Origin of the sequence: Streptomyces sp. NPDC093089, assembly GCF_044754405.1 — a bacterium.
GTDB lineage: Bacteria > Actinomycetota > Actinomycetes > Streptomycetales > Streptomycetaceae > Streptomyces.
Genome location: NZ_JBIVPA010000018.1, coordinates 66,341 through 87,150, shown reverse-complemented (window position 1 = coordinate 87,150; position 20,810 = coordinate 66,341). Strand labels below are relative to the sequence as shown.

21 protein-coding genes and 1 pseudogene are annotated in these 20,810 nt (G+C 68.7%); 9 read left to right on the top strand and 13 right to left on the bottom strand.

Annotated features, from left to right (window positions below; translation table 11 throughout):
* Positions 1 to 491: 491 nt before the first annotated feature.
* Together ACIQFX_RS33835 and ACIQFX_RS33830 are read right to left on the bottom strand one after the other, a co-directional pair.
* Positions 492 to 1,409 (bottom strand): NADP-dependent oxidoreductase, encoded by a 918-nt coding sequence (locus ACIQFX_RS33835; protein ID WP_402471318.1) that lies wholly within the window; start codon positions 1,407 to 1,409, stop codon positions 492 to 494.
* A gap of 187 nt (positions 1,410 to 1,596) precedes the next feature.
* Positions 1,597 to 1,980: a TetR-like C-terminal domain-containing protein gene (locus ACIQFX_RS33830; RefSeq protein WP_402471188.1), complete on the bottom strand. Its 384-nt coding sequence runs from the start codon at positions 1,978 to 1,980 to the stop codon at positions 1,597 to 1,599.
* On the opposite strand from ACIQFX_RS33830, the gene ACIQFX_RS33825 reads away from it, so the two are divergent.
* Both ACIQFX_RS33825 and ACIQFX_RS33820 read left to right on the top strand, forming a co-directional pair.
* A complete protein-coding gene (locus tag ACIQFX_RS33825; RefSeq protein ID WP_402471331.1) occupies positions 1,954 to 2,283 on the top strand; it encodes a hypothetical protein in 330 nt (109 codons plus the stop codon). The two genes, ACIQFX_RS33830 and ACIQFX_RS33825, sit on opposite strands and share 27 nt — an antisense overlap.
* Positions 2,280 to 2,975, top strand: coding sequence for a hypothetical protein (locus ACIQFX_RS33820; RefSeq protein WP_402471186.1), 696 nt, complete (start codon positions 2,280 to 2,282; stop codon positions 2,973 to 2,975). Before ACIQFX_RS33825 ends, ACIQFX_RS33820 begins: the two co-directional genes overlap by 4 nt.
* Positions 2,976 to 3,348: 373 nt before the next feature.
* On the opposite strand, the gene ACIQFX_RS33815 is transcribed toward ACIQFX_RS33820, so the two are convergent.
* Positions 3,349 to 3,996 (bottom strand): carbonic anhydrase, encoded by a 648-nt coding sequence (locus ACIQFX_RS33815; RefSeq protein ID WP_402471185.1) that lies wholly within the window; start codon positions 3,994 to 3,996, stop codon positions 3,349 to 3,351.
* 491 nt (positions 3,997 to 4,487) lie between these two features.
* Here ACIQFX_RS33815 and ACIQFX_RS33810 point away from each other — a divergent pair, with 491 nt between their 5' ends.
* Together ACIQFX_RS33810 and ACIQFX_RS33805 are read left to right on the top strand one after the other, a co-directional pair.
* Positions 4,488 to 5,321, top strand: a complete 834-nt coding sequence (locus ACIQFX_RS33810) for a YqjF family protein (protein ID WP_402471184.1) — start codon at positions 4,488 to 4,490, stop codon at positions 5,319 to 5,321.
* A gap of 49 nt (positions 5,322 to 5,370) precedes the next feature.
* Complete coding sequence (locus tag ACIQFX_RS33805) at positions 5,371 to 6,009, top strand: helix-turn-helix domain-containing protein (protein ID WP_402471182.1); 639 nt, start codon at positions 5,371 to 5,373, stop codon at positions 6,007 to 6,009.
* A 10-nt stretch (positions 6,010 to 6,019) separates the two neighbouring features.
* On the opposite strand, the gene ACIQFX_RS33800 is transcribed toward ACIQFX_RS33805, so the two are convergent.
* From ACIQFX_RS33800 to ACIQFX_RS33790, 3 genes are all read right to left on the bottom strand, one after another.
* Positions 6,020 to 6,823 (bottom strand): hypothetical protein, encoded by an 804-nt coding sequence (locus tag ACIQFX_RS33800; RefSeq protein WP_402471181.1) that lies wholly within the window; start codon positions 6,821 to 6,823, stop codon positions 6,020 to 6,022.
* Positions 6,824 to 6,977: 154 nt separating this feature from the next.
* Positions 6,978 to 7,673 carry a LuxR C-terminal-related transcriptional regulator gene (locus ACIQFX_RS33795; RefSeq protein WP_402471179.1) on the bottom strand — a complete coding sequence of 232 codons (696 nt, stop codon included), beginning with the start codon at positions 7,671 to 7,673 and terminating at the stop codon, positions 6,978 to 6,980.
* A 211-nt stretch (positions 7,674 to 7,884) separates the two neighbouring features.
* On the bottom strand, positions 7,885 to 10,014 hold the full coding sequence (locus ACIQFX_RS33790) for an MMPL family transporter (protein ID WP_402471176.1): 2,130 nt from the start codon (positions 10,012 to 10,014) through the stop codon (positions 7,885 to 7,887).
* A 79-nt stretch (positions 10,015 to 10,093) separates the two neighbouring features.
* Here ACIQFX_RS33790 and ACIQFX_RS33785 point away from each other — a divergent pair, with 79 nt between their 5' ends.
* A complete protein-coding gene (locus tag ACIQFX_RS33785; protein ID WP_402471174.1) occupies positions 10,094 to 10,582 on the top strand; it encodes a MarR family winged helix-turn-helix transcriptional regulator in 489 nt (162 codons plus the stop codon).
* Positions 10,583 to 10,794: 212 nt separating this feature from the next.
* Entirely contained in the window at positions 10,795 to 11,154 is a 360-nt protein-coding gene (locus ACIQFX_RS33780) for a hypothetical protein (RefSeq protein ID WP_402471172.1), read from the top strand.
* 540 nt (positions 11,155 to 11,694) lie between these two features.
* Here the strand turns inward: ACIQFX_RS33780 and ACIQFX_RS33775 are convergent.
* From ACIQFX_RS33775 to ACIQFX_RS33760, 4 genes are all read right to left on the bottom strand, one after another.
* Positions 11,695 to 12,441 carry an anti-sigma factor gene (locus ACIQFX_RS33775; protein ID WP_402471170.1) on the bottom strand — a complete coding sequence of 249 codons (747 nt, stop codon included), beginning with the start codon at positions 12,439 to 12,441 and terminating at the stop codon, positions 11,695 to 11,697.
* A complete protein-coding gene (locus ACIQFX_RS33770) occupies positions 12,425 to 12,985 on the bottom strand; it encodes an RNA polymerase sigma factor (RefSeq protein ID WP_402471167.1) in 561 nt (186 codons plus the stop codon). Before ACIQFX_RS33770 ends, ACIQFX_RS33775 begins: the two co-directional genes overlap by 17 nt.
* Before the next feature lie 47 nt (positions 12,986 to 13,032).
* Complete coding sequence (locus ACIQFX_RS33765; protein ID WP_402471164.1) at positions 13,033 to 13,617, bottom strand: class F sortase; 585 nt, start codon at positions 13,615 to 13,617, stop codon at positions 13,033 to 13,035.
* 206 nt (positions 13,618 to 13,823) lie between these two features.
* Positions 13,824 to 14,657, bottom strand: coding sequence for a DUF4397 domain-containing protein (locus ACIQFX_RS33760; RefSeq protein ID WP_402471161.1), 834 nt, complete (start codon positions 14,655 to 14,657; stop codon positions 13,824 to 13,826).
* A 284-nt stretch (positions 14,658 to 14,941) separates the two neighbouring features.
* Here ACIQFX_RS33760 and ACIQFX_RS33755 point away from each other — a divergent pair, with 284 nt between their 5' ends.
* Positions 14,942 to 15,175 carry a hypothetical protein gene (locus ACIQFX_RS33755; RefSeq protein WP_402471159.1) on the top strand — a complete coding sequence of 78 codons (234 nt, stop codon included), beginning with the start codon at positions 14,942 to 14,944 and terminating at the stop codon, positions 15,173 to 15,175.
* Between the two features lie 549 nt (positions 15,176 to 15,724).
* On the opposite strand, the gene ACIQFX_RS33750 is transcribed toward ACIQFX_RS33755, so the two are convergent.
* The gene (locus tag ACIQFX_RS33750) at positions 15,725 to 16,279 is read right to left on the bottom strand and encodes a lipocalin family protein (protein ID WP_402471157.1); all 555 of its coding nucleotides are present in this window, start codon (positions 16,277 to 16,279) and stop codon (positions 15,725 to 15,727) included.
* A gap of 292 nt (positions 16,280 to 16,571) precedes the next feature.
* On the opposite strand from ACIQFX_RS33750, the pseudogene ACIQFX_RS33745 reads away from it, so the two are divergent.
* Positions 16,572 to 17,075: pseudogene (locus ACIQFX_RS33745) on the top strand (ferrochelatase); the annotation flags it as partial.
* Between the two features lie 250 nt (positions 17,076 to 17,325).
* On the top strand, positions 17,326 to 18,204 hold the full coding sequence (locus tag ACIQFX_RS33740; protein ID WP_402471154.1) for a MurR/RpiR family transcriptional regulator: 879 nt from the start codon (positions 17,326 to 17,328) through the stop codon (positions 18,202 to 18,204).
* A gap of 48 nt (positions 18,205 to 18,252) precedes the next feature.
* Here the strand turns inward: ACIQFX_RS33740 and ACIQFX_RS33735 are convergent, their stop codons facing one another.
* The gene (locus tag ACIQFX_RS33735) at positions 18,253 to 19,203 is read right to left on the bottom strand and encodes an ABC transporter substrate-binding protein (RefSeq protein ID WP_402471152.1); all 951 of its coding nucleotides are present in this window, start codon (positions 19,201 to 19,203) and stop codon (positions 18,253 to 18,255) included.
* Positions 19,204 to 19,408: 205 nt separating this feature from the next.
* Positions 19,409 to 20,701, bottom strand: a complete 1,293-nt coding sequence (locus ACIQFX_RS33730; protein ID WP_402471149.1) for a cyanophycinase — start codon at positions 20,699 to 20,701, stop codon at positions 19,409 to 19,411.
* Positions 20,702 to 20,810: the final 109 nt, after the last annotated feature.

Sequence of the window (20,810 nt, the reverse complement as noted above, 5' to 3'; positions counted from 1 at the left end):
TTCCTGTCACGGCGCGAACGGTCGCTAGCGCAAGCAAGGCGACATGAGAGCGGGCGACGATCCAGCCGCGCGACCTCATTACCGCCGCTCACCCCGAGATGCGTGACTCTTTCGTACGGCGCCCCTGAGAACACCCTGGCTCAGGGGCGCCGTCACACACTGTCACAGGATGCGACTGAAGGTTTCACAGAATGCAATGGCGTTCCCTACCGCACAACGGCATGCGGGTGTCCCTCCCGGAAAGACGGCGCCAGTCCGGCAACCGCACGAGCAACCAGCCCAAGCCCGGCAACCGCACAAGCAGCAAGCCCGAGCCCCCGGCAAGACAGCCAGGCGGGCAGATCTCCTTCCACCCCACCATCAGACCGACGATCCGCTGAGCGGAGAACACCTCTTGGGGCTCCGCCCGCTGAAGATGGCGCGGGCGCCGGCCGCGCGTCCCGGACAGACCCCTCGCCTCGACGGACCGGAGTGGGGCTCTCGGTCCGTGTTCAGACTTCGATGACGATCTTCCCTGGGGTGTGGCCCTCCTGGTTGAGGGCGAAGGCCGCTGCGAGTTCGGAGAGCGGGAACTTTGCGGCAACGTCGACCGTGAGCTGACCCTCGTCCGCGAGCCTGCCCAACGCCGCCAGGTCCTCGCTGTTCGGGCGGACCCAGATCCACTGTCCACCCGCACCGAGCACGGCGTGGTCGGCGACGGAAGCATGCCGACCTCCCTCGGCCAGAACGGCCACGGTGGTCTCCAGAACCCCGCCCACGAAGTCGGCGACAACCGTGACCCCGTCTGGAGCCAGGGCGCGAACGCGTTCGGTCAGTCCGTCCCCGTAGGTGACGGGTTCGCAGCCGAACCCGCGCAGGCGGTCGTGGTTTCGCGGGGAGGCCGTGCCGATGACCCTCGCTCCCCGCGCCCTGGCCAGCTGGACACCGAGGGATCCGACGCCACCGGCCGCGCCGTGCACAAGAACGGTGTCGTCGGCGGTCGTCCCCAGGCGCGTGAGGAGCTGGTAGGCGGTCAGGCCGGCCAGCGGCAGTCCTGCTGCCTGCGCCCAGTCCAACGAGGCCGGCTTGGCGGCAAGAGCACGTACCGGCACGCTGACGTACTCGGCGAAGGTACCGCCGTGCACGTAGTCCTTACGGGCATAGGCCATCACCTCGTCGCCGACTGCGAACTCGGGCACGTCGATGCCGACCCGCTCCACGGTGCCGCTCACGTCCCAACCAGGCACCACCGGGTGAACGACATCCATCAGGCTGTCGAGCCCGCCTGCCATGATCTTCCAATCGACCGGGTTGACACCGGCACATCGGACCTTGACGAGAACCTCGCCAGGGGCGACTTTCGGCAGCGGCAGCCAGGTCTCGCGGAGCACTTCCGCCCCGCCGTAGGTCTCGTACGCCATCGCCCTCATGGTGCCCTCGGACATACGCGAAACCTCTCCCTGTGCCGTTTGGTGTCCCGCTGAATCTGAGCACGGCCGGCTCCGGACACGCCGGAAGACTCGCCCGGAACCGGCAGACGGGCGGACACCTGGTACCGGCCTCCCGGGCAAGGAAAGGAACGGACGAAACACCGTGATGGTGACAGCGGGCCGCTCGTCAGAGACCACGACTGATCACCGAAAGCGTTACTTCCAAGGCCAGTTGGACTTCTTGTTCGGACAGCTCTTGGAGGGGGCCGCCGATGAGCAGGTGACTCAGTCCGTGGACCGCCGACCAGGCTGCGCACTCGGAGCCATGACGCCTGTCGGCCGGTACCGCCCCCGCCTCGGTCAGATCATCGAGGCACTGCGTGAGCAGGAGAAAGGCGTGCGGAGCGGTCGCAGAGGCCTTCGGCAAGGGCGGGGCGTGCGCACCCGTGACGGAGAAGGCGGTCTGGAACCAGCCCGGCTCGGTGCGGGCGAAGGCGATCGGCGTCTGGGGAGCCGTGACAGGCCTCGGGGTGGCCGTGGGGCTGTGGTCGGTGGCATTCTCCTCGCGCACTTCTCCCGGCCGTCGGTCTTCTTCGCGCTCGTCCCCGTGCCCGTCCTCGCCCTCACCGCCGCATGGCTCTTCGTTCCCGAGTCCAGCAATCCCGACCAGGCACACATCGACATCCCAGGACTCGTACTGTCCACGGCAGCCATCGCCCTGCTCGTCTGCACGATCATCGAAGGACCTGAGAGCGGCTGGGGCAGCCCGGCGCGGGTCGCCGGATTCCTCGCTGCCGGGCGCTCGGCATCGCCACCGGCTCGGTCGGCGGAGCAGCCCTGGCGGTGCGCATCGGCACACGCTCCACGGTCATGACAGGGCTGACGCTCCTCGCGGGCTCGTTCGGCTGGATCGCCGTCTCACCGGCCTTCATGCCTTATGGCGTGATCGTCGGGCAGATGATCCTGATGGGCCTTGGCCTCGGAATGACCACGGCGCCGGCCACCGAGTCGATCCCCGGCGCCCTGCCACCTGCGAACGCAGGCATCGGATCAGCAGTCGACGACGCCACACGCGAAACCGGCGGAACACTCGGCGTCGCCGTCCTCGGCAGCATCTTCACCCCGTTGTACGCCGGTCACCTGCCGAACACGGCATTCAGACCCCTCCCCGGTCCCGTCCTGCAGGCCGGACAGGAGTCCGTCGCCGCCGCCCTGTCTCTCACTCGTGCCGCCCCTGCCGGACAACAACAGCTGCTGGACGCCGTCCAAGACAGCTTCATGTGGGGCTTCCACGTCGCCTGCGGCGTCGCGGCCGGCGTCTGTCTGCTCGGCGTACTCGGCGCGGCGCTCCTCCCGGGGCGTCCCGGGGAGAACCGCCTCCGCGAGAGCGAGAATGCCGAGGTGACACGGCTGACGAGACGAGCCGCGCATCGCTGGCTCGGAAGACCGGGTTGGCCTCCACGCGAGCCAGGGGCCGGGAGCCCGCCTCGTCCGGAACGAGTACCGCAGGCCGCAGACAGTCGCCGAACCTACTGGCCATACACCCGGCTGCCTCAGCTGCGGTGAAGCCGCGGATCGATCACGAAGTCGACAGCCCGCCGAGCTCGGTCCGGACTTGGCTCGCCATGATGGGGCAAACCGAGCCGAACCGGTGCGCGGACGGATCGTGACACCACCGCAGAAGGCCGACAGTGGTGCGACAGGGCTGTCGGGCATACGCACAACCAACGTTGCCGCCTCTCGCCCTGGTCGCGCCGGCCGATGCAATGGACGCCTGAACCGACGGGCTCTCCGGGTTCCTGCGTACGCCTGACCAGCAGAAGTGCGGCTTCATCATCACGTCGCCGTCGGCGGAGGAGGGCTGGGGCTCGTGATCACCAACCCGCTCCGCCGAACGGCTCGGCCCACCGCTCCGCGTGAACCGGCCCAGCTGGGACCATCACGACACGGTCTGGACCGCTGTGTCGAGGCCGCGGGTGGCCACGAGTTGCGCGCTTCCATCGGCCAGACGGTAGGACAGCCCGACCACGGCGGTTCGGCCGGCGGCCAGCGCCTCGGCCAGGACGCGGGAGCGTTCCAGCAGCAGGTCTACGGTGTGCTCGATGTGCTCGGCCAGGATCTCCTCCGGCTTTTCGCGTCCGGCGGCGCGGGCGGCGAGCACGCTCGGGGTGACCCGCTCGACGACGTCGCGGACGAAGCCACCCGGTGTCTGCCCGCTCTCCAGGGCCGAGCAGGCCGCCGCGACGGCGCCGCACGAGTCGTGGCCCAGGACGACGACGAGCGGAGCGTTCAGGACGCTCACCCCGAACTCGATGGAGCCCAGGACCTCGGTGCCGGCGACGTGCCCGGCGGTGCGGACCACGAACAAGTCGCCCAGGCCGCGGTCGAAGATGATCTCGGCGGCCAGCCGGGAGTCGGAGCATCCGAACAGTACGGCGAAGGGCCGCTGCGACGGAGCGGTCTCGGTGCGACGAGTGGCGTCCTGATTCGGGTGCTCAGGGCTACCGGCGACGAAGCGCTGGTTACCGGCTATGAGCAGATCGAAGGCGTCGCGAGGCGTCGGGGGCTGCATCTGGATCTCGGTCATGGCGGCAGCCTACGAGGCAGCGCCTGCCGTCGCAGCTGCTGGTCCCTCCGTACGACACCGAGCCGGATGACGCTCCCGGCCCCGCACCACTCCCAGGCGCTGGGCGAGGACGGTCTCGACGCGGGACCTGAGCGCGTGGCACGGCTGCCCGCCCCGTAACTCCACCTCTATGTTCGTCCCACTCGCCCGCATCAAGGATGCACACCCTGACCGCGCTCCCGGCCGAGCGGTCCGTGCCCGGTGCTCCACGGCGTCAGGGGGCGAAGCGGGCCGAGGAATCACGATTCATCGGAGAGCGTGGGACCGGGGGCTGCCTGCAGGGCAGGGCCGGACGAAGCGCGACCACGACTGGGCCACCGTCGAAGCCCGACCGTACCGCGTTTCGACGCACCACCGATGCGACTTGTCCGGATTCGGCAATTCAAGGACCTTCGGGTGGTGACGCGTCCGCCAACCTCAGGCGCAAGCCCGGGCGACGGCTGGGAGGGCACATGCCGACCCCGTACCGACGAATCGAAGGACGACGAGGCCCCCGTTCGGCCGGGTTCACCCCACCAGGACCCGTGACACGAACCCCTCCCCCGGATGAGGGACGAAGCTCGTTCCGGCAGGTCTGGAGCGATCTGCTTTTCGTTCACTGGGAAGTGCGGCCGCAGGCAGTGGCCGACCTCTTCCCACCCGGGACGCGCCCCGACGTGATCGACGGCCGGACGTTCGTGGGACTGGTCTACTTCGAGATGCGGGACCTTTCCTTCGCCATGGGGCCCGCCCTGCCTGTCATCGGGCACTTTCCGGAGATCAACGTGCGGCTCTACAGCGTCGACGCCACCGGGCGCCGAGGGGTGGTGTTCCTGAGCCTGGACTGCGCCCGGCTCCTGCCCACCCTGGCAGCGCGCGGAGCCTTCGGGCTGCCCTACCGATGGGCTTCGGCACGGCGGCTGCGTTTCGGCGACCGCCTCCTCTACACAGTGCGGCGCAGGGGGCCGGCCGGGGGCCGCTCCCGCGTGTGGGGCACCGTGGAGGAGGAAGAGCGACACCCGAGCCCCTTGGACGACTTCCTCACTGCCCGATGGGGTCTTCACGCTGAGGCGTGGGGACGGACGTACTACTGGCCCCTCCACCATGAACCGTGGCGTTTCCAGCAGGTCGACCTGCTGTCCCTGGAGGACGAACTCATCGGCGCAGCCACCGGACTCCCCGTCGCCGACTCCCCACCCGCGAGCGTGCTGTACTCCCCCGGCCTACCCGTCCACTTCGGCATCCCGATCCGCGTCGGGGCGGCGGGCACAGAGACAGCGACCGGAGCGGATCACCAACGGCCCTGACGTCCTGCCATCTCACGATCGCTCGCCGTGCGAGACCACTTGGGCGAGCATGCGCAACGTCCTCTCGCAGGGTTGCCAGCTGCCACCAGGAGGGCCTGAGGCCGACCCCACCCTGGCGGACAAAGCGGATTCTTCCTTTCCGTCCACCGCAGGCGCACCCAAGGCCGCATCGATCCGAGCACTTGCAGCCCCGTACCGGTGGACACGAACGGCCGCGGAACCGACCGCGACCAGCCAGTCCGCTTCCGCCCGTCCCTGGGTCACCTCCAGGAGGCGACCGAAGGCACCGTCGGCGGCCCAACGAGCGAACCAACCGTGGATCCGACTGCAGGCCGTGGAAGGCTTCGAGGGCGGGCAGAAGAACCGGGAGACCGCTGGCGCGCTGCGGGTCAGCGAGCGGTCGGTGGAGCGGTGGCGCCGGCGACTGGCTGACCGTCTTCCCACTGCCCACTTACGCGCCGGACCTCAACCCGCAGGAGAGCATCTGGTCGCCGGCCAAGCGCAACATCGGCAACCTGGCCGCCGCGCAGCTCGCCCGGTTCACCCAGGCCGTCAAGCGCAAGCTCAAGCAGATCCAGTACCACCCGCACCTCGTCGACGGCTGCCTCGCCGACACCGGCCTGATCGCGGACGGCTGACCCGCATCGCCCTGTCGAGTCCAATACCTGAAGGTGATCCGCCGCCGTGACCCGGCATGCTCAGAAGTGATCGGGCCCCGACCAGCTGTACCAGGGGCCGCCGACCTGGACGTACTCGTCACTGTGCTGCGTCGGGCCGTCCTGCGGGAAGTAGGCGTAGCCGTGGCGGGCGAAAAGGCCGGACCTTCCGATGGCGAACTTTACGCCGCCGTCTGCCAGTTCGGCGTCCTGGACCGGGTAGCCGCCGATCCACGTCCGGTGAGGGTCCACCGCGCCCGTGGTGAGGGCCTGCTCCGCAAAGGAGGTGAGTGCGGGCCGGGCGATCGCGAATCGCGCCTCGCGGGGAAGGTCGTGGTTGATCAGCAGCGCCGTGGTGCCGACCAGCAGCAGGGCTGCTGTCCAGCGCCAGAGGCCACGCAGCCGCCCCGTTCCTGCCTTCTCGGCCGGCTCCGCGGTACTCACCATCTGCCAGGCGAACCAGACGAACGGCAGTAGCCAGAGCACCGCGAAACCCATTGCGAGCATCCCGAGGTCCTCACCGGGCACGCTGTAGCCGAGCGCAATGGCACCCGACGCCAGCAAGCAGCCCAGCAGCGCACTGTTGCCCGGTGCGCGCAGCCGCCGTGTGCGGCTGCGCGCACCGGGTGACGCGGCCAGCCTCACCAGGCCCCATGCGAGCACCACCATGAGCGGCACCGCCGCGAACAAACCGGTGAGCACCGTGCCGAACACCACGACCTGGCGTGCATAACGGTCCGGCGCCGCGACGACGGCCAGCGCCACGGCCAGAAGAAGCGGCCCCCGGTACCCGGGCAGGGGCAGACGGTGGAGCATGGCAGCCAAGGGCGGCGGGTTCGTGATCACGCCGCCATCCCTACCATGCGGTGGATCTCCTCCGAAGGGTCCACGACGGCGCGACCCCATCCGGGCAATGACTCCGACATCGCCCATTCAAGTTCAGTGGTCCCGCGATGGCGATGATCGGTGGTCGCGGGAGTCGATAGACAAGAAATAATTTTCACGAAGACCGCAGAAGGCCGCATTCGTACGCGAAGGAAACAGCCTCGACACGCGCACGCAGTCCGATCTTTCTAAGGATTTTACCCACGTGAGATTTAACGGTCGATGTAGATATCCCGAACCAGTCGGCGATATCAGAGTTCGACCATCCTGATGCGACAGCAGTAAGCACTTCCCGTTCTCGCACAGTGAGCAGGCTTATCCCTTCGTTCGGCGAGGCAAGGGGCATGTACTGGTGCTGGCGAACCGTTTCCATCAGGATCCGCGTGCACTGCGGTGGGAGTACTGCGCCGCCTGCTGCCACCGTCCTTATGGCGGCGAGCAGACGAGAAGTGGGAGTGCTTGCCGGTACCAGTCCCCGCACGCCGGAGCGAAGGGCAGCCAGAGCGTACCCGTCCGACTCCGTTACGTTCATGACGAGTACGCGGCGAGGAGCGTCGAGGTGGCGCGACGATGCCGGTCCGAATGGCGCGCGCGCAGGATCGACTAGGTTGCCGATGACGCGAAGGTTGTCCCCGTTGGCGAATCTGCGATCCAGGAGGATGACGTCGGGCCGCAGGGCGCTGCCCGCCTCCACGGCTTCAGCGGCATCGGCCACTTCACCTATCACCGTCATAGCGGCATCGCCGGCGATGAGAGTGCGCAGGGCAAGCCTCTGCAGCGACTCATCGCTGACTACGAGAACGCTGATCATTTTGGGTTTCATTCTTCGAGACCGCAAACGTACGGCGTTCGTAGCCAGCGACATTCCGGTGACATCGAAGCAATGCGTCGGGCTACGGGGCAGGACATAGGACGTACAGACGCGGTTACCGCGCCCAAAACCCCGGCAGAGCCATCGGCGTCGATGACCGTGGAGGACTCCGTGGCGGCATGGTCGGCTGCCACGGAGTCCTGTGTCCGTCTCAGCCGCCGATCCGGCCGGTCGCCTTGGCGTCGGGAGCGGTCGGATTCAGGGGCTCGGTTTCCGCTTCACGGTCGAGTCGGCTGGGCCACCAGACCGCCGGCCCGATGTCCCTGACGAGGGCGGGTACGAGGAGCGAGCGCACGATGATGGTGTCGAGGAGAACACCGAAGGCGACGATGAAGGCGATCTGTGCCAGGAAGGCGAGGGGGATGACGATGAGCGCCGCGAAGGTGGCGGCCAGGACGACTCCCGCCGACGTGATCACGCCGCCGGTCGCGATGAGCCCGCGGAGCATGCCCTGACGGGTTCCCAGTCGCAGCGTTTCCTCGCGCACACGGGACATGAGGAAGATGTTGTAGTCGACTCCCAGGGCGACGAGGAAGACGAAGCCGTACAGAGGGACGGAGGCGTCGGTGCCGGAGAAGCCGAAACCGTACTCGAAGACGAGTCCGGCGATGCCGAGGGTGGCGAGGTAGTTCAGGCCCACGGTGGCGACCAGCAGGACGGGCAGGAGCAGTGAGCGGAGGAGGACGATCAGGATCACGAGGATGATCGCCAGAACGACGGGAATGATGAGGTTCTTGTCGTGCTCGGCGGTGCGCTGGGTGTCGTACTGCTGAGCCGTGTAGCCGCCCACGAGTGTGCTCGGGTCCGTGGCGTGGACCTGGTCGCGGAGGTTCTGGATGGTCTCCTTGGCGGCATCGCTGTCCGGGGCGTCTGCCAGAGTCGCGTCGATGCGGACCAGACCGTCGACGACCAGCGGCTTCCCGCCAGGAGTGCTGGTGACCACGCGGGCGTCGACCACTCCAGGCGTCTGCGCCGCGACCTTCTGCACTGCGGCCTGGTTGTCGGCGTCGGCGATGATGACCGCAGGCTGGCCGGAGCCGGCGGGGAAGTGCTTGCCCAGGGTCTGCTGCGCAGCGACTGACGGGGCATCGTTGACGAACAGCTCGTCGAGGGGCACGCCCTTCGACTGCAGAGCGGGGAAGAACGCCGCACCGATCAGCAGAAGGCCTGTGGTGATGATCCACAGCTGCCGGGGGCGGGTGTCCACCCAGTGGGCGACGCGGCGCCAGATCCCGTGGCCTCCGGTTTCGGCATCGGCCGACTTCGGCTTGGCGGGCCAGAAGGCGGCCTTGCCCATCAGAGCAAGGACCGCGGGAAGGAAGGTGAGGGTCGTGAGGACGGCGCAGACGACTCCGATCGCACCGACCGGTCCGAGCGCCCTGTTGTTCGTCAGGTCGCTGAGCAGGAGGGCGAGCAGGCCGAGCGCGACGGTGGCGGCGCTGGCGGTGATGGCTCCGAACGAACCACGCGTGGCGGCCCAGGCGGCTGCGGCGCGGTCGCTGGTGGTTGCCAGTTCCTCGCGGAAGCGGGCTGTGAGCAGCAGGGCATAGTCGGTGGCCGCGCCGATCACCAGGATGGAGAGGATGCCCTGGACCTGGCCGTCGACGCGGACGATGCCGTGGTCGGCCAGTACGTAGACGATGGCTCCGGCAACTCCGAGGGCGAAGACGGAGCTGATGATGATCAGGAACGGGAGCAATACGCTTCGGTAGACCAGCAGCAGGATGAGCAGCACCGCGGCCAGGGCCACGCCGAGCAGGATCCCGTCGATGCCGGCGAACGCATCTCCCAGGTCTCCTTGGGTCGCGGCGGGTCCGGCGAGCTGGACTCGGGTGTCCGGTACCTCATCGACTGCGGCCCTGATCTCGTCCAGGGTTTCCCCGAGTTCCTCACCTAGGTCCGGTGACAGCGGCACGACGCCTTGGAGGGCTTTGCCGTCCTCCGACGGGAAGGCGGGAGAGGCGGCGCCCTGTACGCCCCGTGCGCCGTTCAGCGACTGCAAGGCGGCGGTCGCCGCCTTCTGCTGGGCCGGCGAGACGTCGCCTCCTTCCGAGGCGGTCCAGACGACGATCGCGGGCAGGGTCTCCTGCTGGTTGAAGGCCTTCTGCTGCGCGATCACCTTCGTGGACTCGGCGTTCTGGGGCAGGAAGGCGGCCTGGTCGTTGGTGGAGACCTCTCCGAGCTTGCCTGCGTAGGAGCCGAAGGCTCCTCCCAGGCCGAGCCAGACCACCACGAGGACGAGGGGGACCAGCCAGCGGACTGGTCGACGAGCGCTGTTCATCGACTCCCTATCGGGACGAGCGGGTGAGGTATCTCAAACATAAACTATCTCAACGGTTGAGTGATACTACAATTGGCGTATGCAGTCACGCTCACCAGACACCACCGACCAGGCAAGTGACCTGTTCGCCTACGCTGTCCTGTTGCGCACGCTGAACCGCGAGCTGAACCGGGCCACACTGGACTTCGCCCACCAGCACGGACTGCACAGCACGGACATCCATGCCCTCGCCGTGATCATGGATCCCTCCGCCTCCGCCGACGGCCCGGTGACCCCCACCCGCCTCCGGGAAGAACTCGGCCTGACCTCCGGAGCCATCACCGCGTGTCTCGACCGGCTCCAGCGCTCGGGACATGTCAGCCGCATCCGCGACACCACGGACCGCAGGGTCGTCCAGCTTGTTTACAACCCTGACGCCCGAGCGCTCGCCCGTGAGTACTTCAGTCCTCTCGCGCAAGCCACCGAGAACGCGCGCAGCCAGTTCTCCTCGGAGCAGTTGGCAACGATCGCTTCCTTCCTACGAGCCCTCAACGCCGAGCTGGGCGCGGCACACGACGCACAGGCGTGAGAAACCGGAGGACGTGTGAGCCCGTGCACGGGGTGTTCCGGATTCATCGGCCCGTCGGATGCACCCTGACCGCAGAAGGCGACGGGCCCGGTGCGTCGTTCGGCATGACCGGGTTCCTGCAGCACTTTCTTGGCTAGTTCCCTGACCGGACAGGTTCACCGGAAGCTCGCGGTGTTCGGTATGGACGGGCCTCGCCAACCCTCCGTAGGCTCGTGATCGCCTACGAAGGGGGCGGGGTGAACGGCAATCCGCTGTACCACTGGATAGCGCTGGCAGTGTCCACGGCGCTCATGCTGCCGATACCGGTGGCGATGCTGGCGGGGTGGACACCGCCGTGGATGCGGAAGCGACAGGCCGGGATGCGGCTTCACGCCTACGGCATCCTCTGCATCTACGCCCTCATGCTCGTCAACGGCGTCCCCCGGATCGCCGACGCCTCCTTCGAGACGGTCATGGCCTGGATGGGCGTCGGTTTCGGTTTCACCGCGGCCGCTGCAGTCCTGTTCCTGCTCGCGGCACGCGAGGATTCAGGCGCCCGGACAGCTGGCGCAGTCGAGCCTCGGGAAGGCTGAGAGACACGTTTCCGCGCCTGCCGCGTCACGGGTTGGTCAGGCCGCCGGTGCGAGGGGCCGCCGGTGCGAGGGGACGTCCGCCCCGGCGAATGTCTTCTCGCTGCGGATGCGGGCGCGTTCCTTACGGGGAGTCACCCCGATGACGGACGCAAGATTCTCACGGCAGGTCGACCGATCATCGGTTGGGAACGCCTTCCCGGCAGTGCAGCGCCACAGGCGGGCCATGGCCGACGCCTGCCGATCGGGAACGGCCCTTACCCTTCCACCACCATGTCAGGCGATCGATCGTCGTTGAGGCCGTCATGCCGCGTGCCTTCGACGCGGGCCGGGTGCGGTGGCGCTCGGCAGGTCCTGCCCCTGCTTGGGCGCATCGAAGTGGACCTGGACTTCATCGCCCGAGGCCTGATGACCGCTGGTTCGCGGCTGCCTCTGGAGAATCAGCCGTAACAGGACGTGCCGCCCACGTCAGCGCACGAGGGTCGTGGTGACTTTCGTACGCTGCCGCGGGCAGTGAGCAGAATGCCGAGCTGCTCGGACGGATCAGAGGGCGTAGCTTCCGCGGACGAGACTGTTGCCGGAGTGGTCGGGTTTTCCGTTGAAAGCCTGGAGGGAGATGTCCACAACGGAGTACTCGTTCAGGTCGATGTTGTCGGGGACAGGAAGGGTGGCACGGCCGTCGGGGCCGAGGACTCCCATCGAGACGAGCTTGGTGTGGGTGGCGTCCATGAGCCAGACCTCGAAGTAGCCGCTGCTCTCCGGCAGTCCTCGGACCGTGATGTCGAGTGTCCGGCGGCCACTGTGGTCTTCCATCCGGGCGTAGCCGGCCGAGCCGGCGCGCAGCGTTTGGAGTCGATTCCCCTCGGTCGGGGATCCCTCGGCCTGGGTCACGACTGGTCTCGTGACCCACCAGGTCATCGCACTGCCGGAGGCCGCACCGAGGAGCGCGGCACATGCGGCCAGGATGACCGCGAAGCTGCGTGCGCGGCGGTGGTTCCCCGGTTGCTGCTCCGAGGGGCGTTCGGTCGCCGAGATCGGGGCCACGTCCCCGTTCAGGGGCTGCGTCGGACGGGGCAGGCGCAGCTCCGTGGTGACTGCCTCCCACACCGTGCCAGGCGGGGTGAGCAGTTCCGCCTCGGGGACGGTCGTTCGTACGGCGGCGACGACGTCGCGCAGGGTGTCGAGTTCGCGCCGGCATGCCGCGCAGCCACGGAGGTGAGGAGAGGCCGATGTGTCGGAGCATTCCCCGAGCGCCAGCATCACGAGGGTCTCTTCATCGGTGTGCTTCACCGTCCACCTCCAACCGCTTCTTCAGCCGCATCAGTCCGCGGCGCGTGTAACTTTTTACCGTGCCGAGAGGCAGTCCGGTCCGTTCGGCGATCTGGGACTGCGACATGTCTTCGTAGAAGGCCATTCTCAGTACGAGTTGCTGCTGTTCCGGAAGAGTCTCCATCTCCCCCATCAGAGTGACGTACTCGAGTAGCGACTCCGTCATCGGAACCGTCACCTCCGGCTCACTGCCGGACACCGCAGTCACCGCTTCGACGTCTCTCAGGTGACGGGATCGGCGCCGAAGGGCGTCGACGATCTTTTTGTGTGTGATCCCCAGGATCCAGGTCTTGAGCGATCCACGAACAGGGTCGAAGGTCTTGCGGCTGTCCCACGCCCCGACGAAGACCTGCTGTGTCACGTCTTTGGCTTCCTCGGCATCCCCCAGTTTGCGGACGGCGACGGTGTACACAAGCGGGCCCCAGCGGCGGTACACCTCACTGAGAGACGCCTCGTCACCCGTGACGAGGCGTTCGCCCAGGCTGTCTTCGGACTCGGTGGTCACAGCCGCGACACTGGCGGCCAGGACCTGGGCGCCACCCCACAGTCCTCTCACCGGGGCACCTCCACGGCGGTGACGACAAGGTTGTTCTGGTATCCGCCGTCGCCCCTCACATAGGGCCCTGCGCAGGTGACCAGCGTGAGTACGGGAGTTCCCCCGCGGCGGAAGACGCCAGACGCGCCGAGCGACGCCTTGGCCAGGGTGCGACGCGCAGCGACCCTGAACGTCGCCGTGGTCCCATCGCGCCTGCCGACCAGAACCTCATCGCCCTTCCTGATGTCGCCGAGCGCGGCGAGCACGCCCAGTCCCCCTCCCGCGGCGTCGACATGACCGACGATCACGGAGGATCCGGCTCCAGCTCCCGGCAGGGGCGAGAAGCGGTACCAGCCCACACGATCCGGATTCTCGGGCACGACGACCTGGCCGTCCTCCGCGACCCCGACCTGGTCGACGGGTGCGCGCACTCGCAGCCGGGGGATGGAGAGGGACGTGGGGTCGGCCGGCTCGGTCGCCGACTCGCCGGCCCGTCCGGACCTGACGTCGTCGGCCTTCTCCGTCCGGTGGGACTGCGGTAGGGGTTCCGCGGGCGTACGGGAGGGAGCCGTGTAAGTGGGTACGCTGCCGAAGTCGGCCACGGTCCCGTCCTCCGCTCGTACGAGAGTGAAGCCGAGGAGTACGGTCAGAAGGATGCCTACGAGCCCGAAGGCCGATCCGAGGATTCGTGTTCGCCCTGCCCGGGGCCTGCCCATGGCGTAGGTGCCTTTCCGTGGCGAGTAGAGCGGGTGGTCGCGGCCACCGGTGGAGGGGCCGCGACCTGGAAACGGAGCGTCAGCGTGGGACTTCAGCTGACGTCGGCACGGCGGCGCAGCAGGAAGACGGATGCGCCGACAGCGAGGACGGCGCCCAGCGACAAGGCGCCGATCTGCGCCGACTGGTTGCGGTTCACGGCCTGGCCGGTCTCGCCTGCGGGAACGCCGGAGGGGGCGGAGTGCATGCCTGTGATCGTCTGGGTCTTCAGCGCGAGGTTCTTGTCGGTGGCGCTGCCCCATGCGTAGACGATCGTGTTGCTGCCCTCGGCGAGGTCGAGCGTGGCGGGGCCGATCGCGACCGTGTCGGTGCCGGCCAGGACGACGTCGGCCGAAATGCTGCCGGCGTCCACTTCGCCACTCGCTTCCTTGGGGTTCACGAGCCCCTTGAACACGGCGGTGCCGTCCGCACGGACGTCGACGGCGGGCGCAGCAGCAACGTGCCGGACGGTGACCCGCGCCTTCCCCGCGGGGACCTTGGAGGTGTCGTTGACGAAGGCGTCCAGGGCAGGCTTGCCGTCGGCGGCCAGGTGGGCGACGAGTGTGGCGTTCGCCCCCGCGGGAACGTTCACCGTCTTCTCGATGGCGGGGGTTCCCTTCGGTCCCTCGCCGTCCTTGAAGACCTTGATGTCGTACGAGCCGGCAGCCAGCTTGAGCGGGTCGGTCAGCGTTCCCGGCGCGAAGTCGGGGAGCAGTTCCTTGTCCCCCGCGTAGACGTCGACGGTGAGGCCCGGCACAGCGTGAAACACCGACACGGTGGCCTCACCGGTCTCGGCCTGCGGCACTGCCACGGCAGGGGCACCCGCGGAGAGTGTCAGAACGGCGGCGATGCTCAGAGCGAGAGCGGCACCGGTGGAACGAGAAGTCATGGCGGACATCCCTTCGAACGGTCGAGAAGATCTCGAACCCTTGGTTGAGGAGGCATTCATTCCAGGAGCGCCCAGTGGATTCACCTGTCACAGGACTTTCTTCGGACGGCCTGTCGACCAGCGCGGAACGGGGCGTGCGGTGTGAGCCGTTCGGGGGTCGTCGACGGGCGGGCGCATCCAGAGGCGCGTGGGTGTCTGAAGAAGGTGTGGAGTGACGTTCGACTTTCCGCTGTGTGCGTGCCGTCGATGCGCGGCGGGCCGCAGCCGACAGGAAGGATCTCGACATGATCGTTCACAAGCTCCACGAAGCCGGCCTCCGCAGCGAACACGCCTACCTGGCCGCTATGGGATCAATCGGGCTTTCTCTCGTCTCGTGGCTGGCCTCGAACCGGCGCGAGAACCTCGAGCGCGCGGACCGCTGGGGCATCTTCGTCGGTGAGTGGGCTCCCACCTTCTTCGCCCTCGGGCTTGCCCTGGCGAACTACGAGAAGGACGAGACGGACCAGCCCCCTGTCTAGGACGGACCAGGCCGAGCAGCTGCGAGGCACCGTGACCGACACCGGCAGCGTGAGAGTGTCTCGGCGGTGGCGAGTGGGCCGTGGCCCACCACGACCACGGGCTGCCTCGGCCGGGAACACGGCCCCCCGACAAGCCTCTGCCTGCACCGGACAGTCTCGTACCGCGCGGGGCGGACCAAGGCCAAGGCCGGCCACAAGCCTGCCGAAGAAACTGGAGGCCCTGGAGCAGGGAGGCGGATAAGAGTCCCCCGGAGGTGGGGCGGGCGTCACGGGACGTCCGACAAGGCACATGCCCCGCCGCCTCACGGAGGTCCCGCGCCTGCCTCGTGGGCGAGGAAGAGGATCTCCCGGCGTTCGGGCGGCGGGCAGGCCATGTGACCGACGAGGCCCAGGCGGTCCACCGCACGCGCGCACGAGTCGCCACTCTCCGGCGCCGGCCACCGGCATAGGCCCGGCGCAGCCCGACCCAGGCGTCTCGCGCGGTCGCCCCCGTAGTGCCGCGAGGCCGTGAGCCAGGCGTCGTACCCGCCGGGACGCTCCGCCCGTTCGTCAGGGCACGAGGCTCCAGGCGCGGTCGCCGCCGTCCTGACGAGTCGTCCGGAAGTCGTGCGGATCGAGTCCGGCCCCCCTGATCGCGTCGAGGACTTCGGCTGTGCGGACCGGGTCGAGACGGGGGGTGCGGGACAGGACGAAGCCGGACGTGCGCTCCTCGTTGGTGACGACGGCCCATTCGTAAGCGTCGCCCAAGCCTGCCACGACGTAGTTGGCGTCGGTGCCGTGCCGGTACCCGTCCTTCCAGGGAAGGAAGGAGACGTTGAGACGGGTGTCGGTCCGGTCGAGAGGGAGGGCCTCGCCGTTCACCCTGCTCTGGGTACCGAGCCAGGTGGTGCAGCTGTTGGCCACGGAGACCGTACCGCGCTCGGTCGTGCCGTAGACCGCCTTGACGTTCTTGGCGCACTGAATCTCGAACAGCTGCGGCACCGAGGCAAGTTGCAGCCACGTTCCGGTGTAACGGGTCAGGTCCACGGTTTCGGCGGACGGACGCGTGCCGTACGCGCTCGCCGACGCGGCGGGCACGAGGGCCACGACGGTTACGACGGTCATGACAAGTGCTGCTGAGGCACGCCTCGCGGCAGGGAGTCGGCGCATGTGCTGGATGCTCCTTCGAGTGTCGGGTGCACTGCATTCGGCGCACGCCCTGCCGCCGGATGCACGGTCCCCGGACGGAAGCCCGTTTGCCGCGACGGCTGGTCCGGAAGGAAGCCGTGTGCCGAGCCGGCGGCCTGGCCGGTACCGCCGACGTGGACGGTTAACGGGACCCACTCGTACGCGGCGCAGTGGAACCGAAGGAGGAAGACGGAAGCGATCCGGTCCCTTCTTCTCCGAGGAAATCCTGATGTCCGATCAGCACGATCCCGCCCCGTACGACGCCCTGCTGCTGTTCTCCTTCGGCGGCCCCGAGGGTCCGGACGACGTGGTCCCGTTCCTGGAGAACGTGACGCGCGGCCGCGGCATCCCGAAGGAACGGCTCAGGGAAGTGGGGCAGTACTACTTCCTCTTCGGCGGCGTCTCCCCGATCAACGACCAGAACCGCGCGCTCCTGGACGCGCTGCGGACGGACTTCGCGGAGGCCGGCCTCGACCTCCCGGTCCACTGGGGGAACCGGAACTGGGAGCCGTAACTCACCGACACGCTGCCCGTCCGGCGCTCCGCCACCGTCGGCGCCGACCCCCGCTTCGCCGCGGCCGTCCGCGACCTCGTCCTGGAACGGGCGGCCGCCGAACGGGACACCCGCACCGAGCGGTGCGCCCTCGGGGCCTCCCACGACCTGTGCCCGATCGGCTGCTGCCCCGCCAGGGCCGAACGGCCGGCGGCGGCCGGAGCCGACAGCCCGTGGAGCATCTCGGTCCCGGCGGCCGCCGAGGCCTTGACCGGCAGGCAATCCCCCTGGCAGGGGTGCCTGCCCGCCAGGCGATTCGGCATGCCCTTCCCCCGGCCCTCTCGTGGTCGAGGCTCCGGCGCTGTTCAGATTCCGTAATGGACGATACATTTACGACCTGAAGTCCAGCATTCTGAAACGGGAACCGGACTGTGCGGCTCAGTCGGCTGTCCGCAGCCCTCGATGAGCTTCCGCCGGAGGAGGGAATCCCATGAGCCTCACCCTGGCCGATGAGATCCGCGGTCGGCTCGGAGAGCTGAGCCCTGCAGAGCGAAAGGTCGCACGGGTCCTGCTCGCGGGGTATCCCTCCGCTGTCTTCGAGACCGTCGCGACGATCGCGGAACGCGCCGGGGTTTCGGCGCCCACCGTGCTGAGGTGTGCCGCGCGACTGGGGTACAAGGGCTTCCCCGATCTGCAGGCGGCCCTCCGTTCCGAGCTCGACGCGCGCAACGCCTCGCCGATCACCCTCTACACGGCCGCGGACGATTCGGAGCATGACACGGCGGCGCCGCCGCGAGGCTCCTCCGCGACCTCTCTCGGGGAACGTGCGGGGCTCGTGCAGCAGGCGGTGTCCCGGACCTTCGAGGAGGTGGCGCCCCACGAGTTCGAGAACGCGGTGGGTCTCCTCGCCGACCCCAGGCGCAGGGTGCACCTCGCGGGAGGACGCTTCACGCACCTCTTGGCCGAGTACTTGGGCCTGCATCTGATGCAGTTCCGCGACCAGGTGAGCCTGGTGCCCCACAAGGACGTGGAGCGCACGTCCTTCCTCACGCAACTCGCCCGCCGGGACGTCACCGTGTTGTTCGACTACAGGCGCTACGAGACCGACAAGACCCTCATCGCGGAACTGGCACGGGAGCGGGGCGGCAAGGTCATCGTGTTCACCGATCCGTGGCTCTCCCCCGCCGCCGCTCACGCGGACGTCGTGCTCATCTCCCAGGTCTCCTCCGACTCTCCGTACGACAGCCTGACGCCGTCGATGGCCGTCGTGGAGTCGCTCGTCGCCGCCGTCCTCGACCGGATCGGCGGCGACGGCCACGAGCGGATGAAGGCCGCCGAGAGGGTCGCCCGTCGCACCGGCCTCCTGTGAGGTCGGGCCACGGGGCCGACCCGTCCCGCCCTCAGTGCGCAGGGAGGGTCAGTCGAGCGCCCCGTTCACGGTCGCCTCGGGAATCCCGATGTTCGGGACCTGATACTTCATGAGGACCTTGCGGTAAGAGCCGTCGTCCATGAGGGACTGCAGGGCCGCCTGGATGGCTTCCTTGAGTCCGGGGCGGTCCTTCGACACGCCAATGCCCATGGGAGAGGCGCTGTACTCTCCGACGGCGGGGCGGCCGGTGACGGTGGAGAAGGTCTTGCCGTCGTCCGCCGTGGCGGCGACGTAGGCGGCCGTGACCTCGTCGACGTAGTCGGCGATGACCTTTCCGCTGCGAAGAGCCAGCTGGGCCTCGGAGTCCTTCGAGAAGGCGAGGATCTCGATGGGCGGAAGGCCCTTCGCCTTGCAGAGCTCCTGACGCTGCTGGAGGAGCTTCTGGTGGTTGGTTCCGGTCTGCACCCCCACGGGCTTTCCGCACACATCGGTCACGACGGTGATGTTCTCGGGATTGCCCTTCTTGACCAGCCAGCCGGGACCGGCGTTGAGGTAGTCGACGAAGTCCACGGACTTCTGCCTGGCCTTCTTGTCGGTCATGGCCGACATGACGGCGTCGAACTTCCCGGCTTGGACGGCCGGCAGGATTCCGTCGAACTTCTGCGCTTCGAAGCGGAAGGTGACTCCGAGCCGGGCCCCGATCGCCTGGCCGAGGTCGTAGTCGATTCCGGTGATCTGGGTGCTCCCCTCCTTGACGAACATCTCGAAGGGCGGGTACGGGACATCGGTGGCGACACGGACGGTGCCGGAGGCGCGGATGGCCTCGGGGAGCATCGCGTGGAGCTTGGGGTCCGGGCTGACGGCGAGGTCCGGAAGGACTGCAACCGGTCCTGCCGTCCGGGATCCGTCGCGGGCGGCCGACGTGTCGGACGGGGCCCCGCATCCGGAGGCGAGGATCGCCGAGGCGGCGACGGAGATGAGCGCGGTACGGGTACGCATGGTGAGGGAGCGGCCTTTCTCGGTGGTGGTGGGCGGGTGGGGGCGGCGCCCGTCCGGTCCGTGGGCGCCGCCGAGTCCGGCAGGATCGACGCGACGGGGGAACCCTGTGGCCGGCGGTCTCCCCGACGTGCGGCCCGGTCGCAATGCGGCCGGGTACGGGAACGGCTGGGCAAGCCTGGCGACGGGGCCTGCCCAGCCGCTCGGCTCACCGCTGGAGCGCGATGTCCACCTGCAGGGCGACGAGGGTCCGGGCGGTGGTGTCGTCGTCGGTGAAGGCGGCGAACCCCCGTGCCTTGGTGAGGGTCACCGTGAACCGCGGTCCGCTTTCGAAAGTCGTCGCCGTCGCGCTGTTCTGCGCTCGGGTCGAGGCGAGGGCCCGGGCGGTGGTACGGAACGAGTAGGGGCTGCCGTCCGGGTTCGAGGCGGAGTGGAAGACGTCGTCGTTGGCCGGCACGGGTGTCGCGTTGCCAGGGGTGAGGGGCTGCTTGGCGGGGGCGATGCGCGGGGTCCAGGTGCGGGCGTCGTACCGGTCGCCGTCGGTGAGGTAGCTGTACCGGGCGCGGCGGAGGGCCCAGCCGTTCGCGGAGTCGTGGGCGCGGGCGTCGCGCAGGTCGAGGACGGCGACGCCGTTCGGGCCGAGGACGGTCATGTGCTCGCGGTCGGTGCCTGGCCGGTCGACGACCAGGGCCGTGTTCTCCTCCAGGGCGTAGACACGGTCGTGGCCGGTGTCGGCTGCGAGACGCAGGGCCCGGCCTTCGCGTCCGTAGGCGCCGGTGTGGGTGTCGACCAGGCCGGACCGGAGGAAGCCGAAGCCGCCTCGGGGTAGGTATCCCAGGCGGGTCGGGTCGTCGAAGTAGCCGGGCGCGCTGCCGTCCCGCAGGGCTTCGTAGGATTCGCCGCCGCTGACCATGTCGGGGCCGGCGGCGATCTGGGCGCCGGCGGAGGAGCCCGCGACGACGGCGCCGTGGGCGAGCTTGGCGCGGATGGCGGCGAGCACCTTGGAGTCCTTGTGCTCGTCACCGCGGAGGAGGGTGGTGACGTAGCGGTACTGGTCTCCTCCTCCGAAGAAGAAGCCGGTCATGGACTCGACCTGGGCGACGACGGCTTCGGAGTCGGCGTTGGCCACGTGGTCGAGGTCGAGGGGGATCCACTGCGCGTCGGCGGCTCCGTGCCTCTTGAACAGGTCGGCGTAGTAGGCGCCGTTGCAGGCGGAGTTGCTGCACAGGTCGGGGTCGTCGGCGTTCGGGTCCTGGCTCTGGGGCACGGAGGCGGCGGTGATGACGCCGATACGGGCCTGCGGGCCGCCGGCCCGCTTGATGATCTCCCCGTAGACCTGGGTGTTGCTCTCCTTCAGGGCTCCGCCGACCAGTACGAGGGAGCCGGCGTGGGCGCGGCCCGGTCGGGGTTCGGCGTGTGCGGCGGAAACGCCGGTGAGGAGTGCGACGGCGAGGCTGCAGGCGAGGACGGTGCGGCGTGCGGGGTGGGGCGGGACGCGCATGGTGCCTCCGAGGTCGGGAGAGGGGGTGGTGGGACTCGTATGCCTGTCGGGCGGACCGAGCACATGTCGGTCCGCCCGTCTCGGGTGGCGGGGCGTGCGAGGAGGAAGG

Excerpts from the sequence above, each read along its gene's own strand:
- ACIQFX_RS33740 (WP_402471154.1), top strand. The coding sequence starts at position 17,326 with ATGAGCCTCACCCTGGCCGATGAGATCCGCGGTCGGCTCGGAGAGCTG.
- ACIQFX_RS33760 (WP_402471161.1), bottom strand. The coding sequence starts at position 14,657 with ATGACTTCTCGTTCCACCGGTGCCGCTCTCGCTCTGAGCATCGCCGCC.
- ACIQFX_RS33810 (WP_402471184.1), top strand. The coding sequence starts at position 4,488 with ATGCCGACCCCGTACCGACGAATCGAAGGACGACGAGGCCCCCGTTCG.
- ACIQFX_RS33790 (WP_402471176.1), bottom strand. The coding sequence starts at position 10,014 with ATGAACAGCGCTCGTCGACCAGTCCGCTGGCTGGTCCCCCTCGTCCTC.
- ACIQFX_RS33815 (WP_402471185.1), bottom strand. The coding sequence starts at position 3,996 with ATGACCGAGATCCAGATGCAGCCCCCGACGCCTCGCGACGCCTTCGAT.
- ACIQFX_RS33755 (WP_402471159.1), top strand. The coding sequence starts at position 14,942 with ATGATCGTTCACAAGCTCCACGAAGCCGGCCTCCGCAGCGAACACGCC.
- ACIQFX_RS33820 (WP_402471186.1), top strand. The coding sequence starts at position 2,280 with ATGACAGGGCTGACGCTCCTCGCGGGCTCGTTCGGCTGGATCGCCGTC.
- ACIQFX_RS33835 (WP_402471318.1), bottom strand. The coding sequence starts at position 1,409 with ATGAGGGCGATGGCGTACGAGACCTACGGCGGGGCGGAAGTGCTCCGC.
- ACIQFX_RS33735 (WP_402471152.1), bottom strand. The coding sequence starts at position 19,203 with ATGCGTACCCGTACCGCGCTCATCTCCGTCGCCGCCTCGGCGATCCTC.
- ACIQFX_RS33730 (WP_402471149.1), bottom strand. The coding sequence starts at position 20,701 with ATGCGCGTCCCGCCCCACCCCGCACGCCGCACCGTCCTCGCCTGCAGC.
- ACIQFX_RS33785 (WP_402471174.1), top strand. The coding sequence starts at position 10,094 with ATGCAGTCACGCTCACCAGACACCACCGACCAGGCAAGTGACCTGTTC.
- ACIQFX_RS33805 (WP_402471182.1), top strand. The coding sequence starts at position 5,371 with ATGCGCAACGTCCTCTCGCAGGGTTGCCAGCTGCCACCAGGAGGGCCT.
- ACIQFX_RS33750 (WP_402471157.1), bottom strand. The coding sequence starts at position 16,279 with ATGACCGTCGTAACCGTCGTGGCCCTCGTGCCCGCCGCGTCGGCGAGC.
- ACIQFX_RS33795 (WP_402471179.1), bottom strand. The coding sequence starts at position 7,673 with ATGATCAGCGTTCTCGTAGTCAGCGATGAGTCGCTGCAGAGGCTTGCC.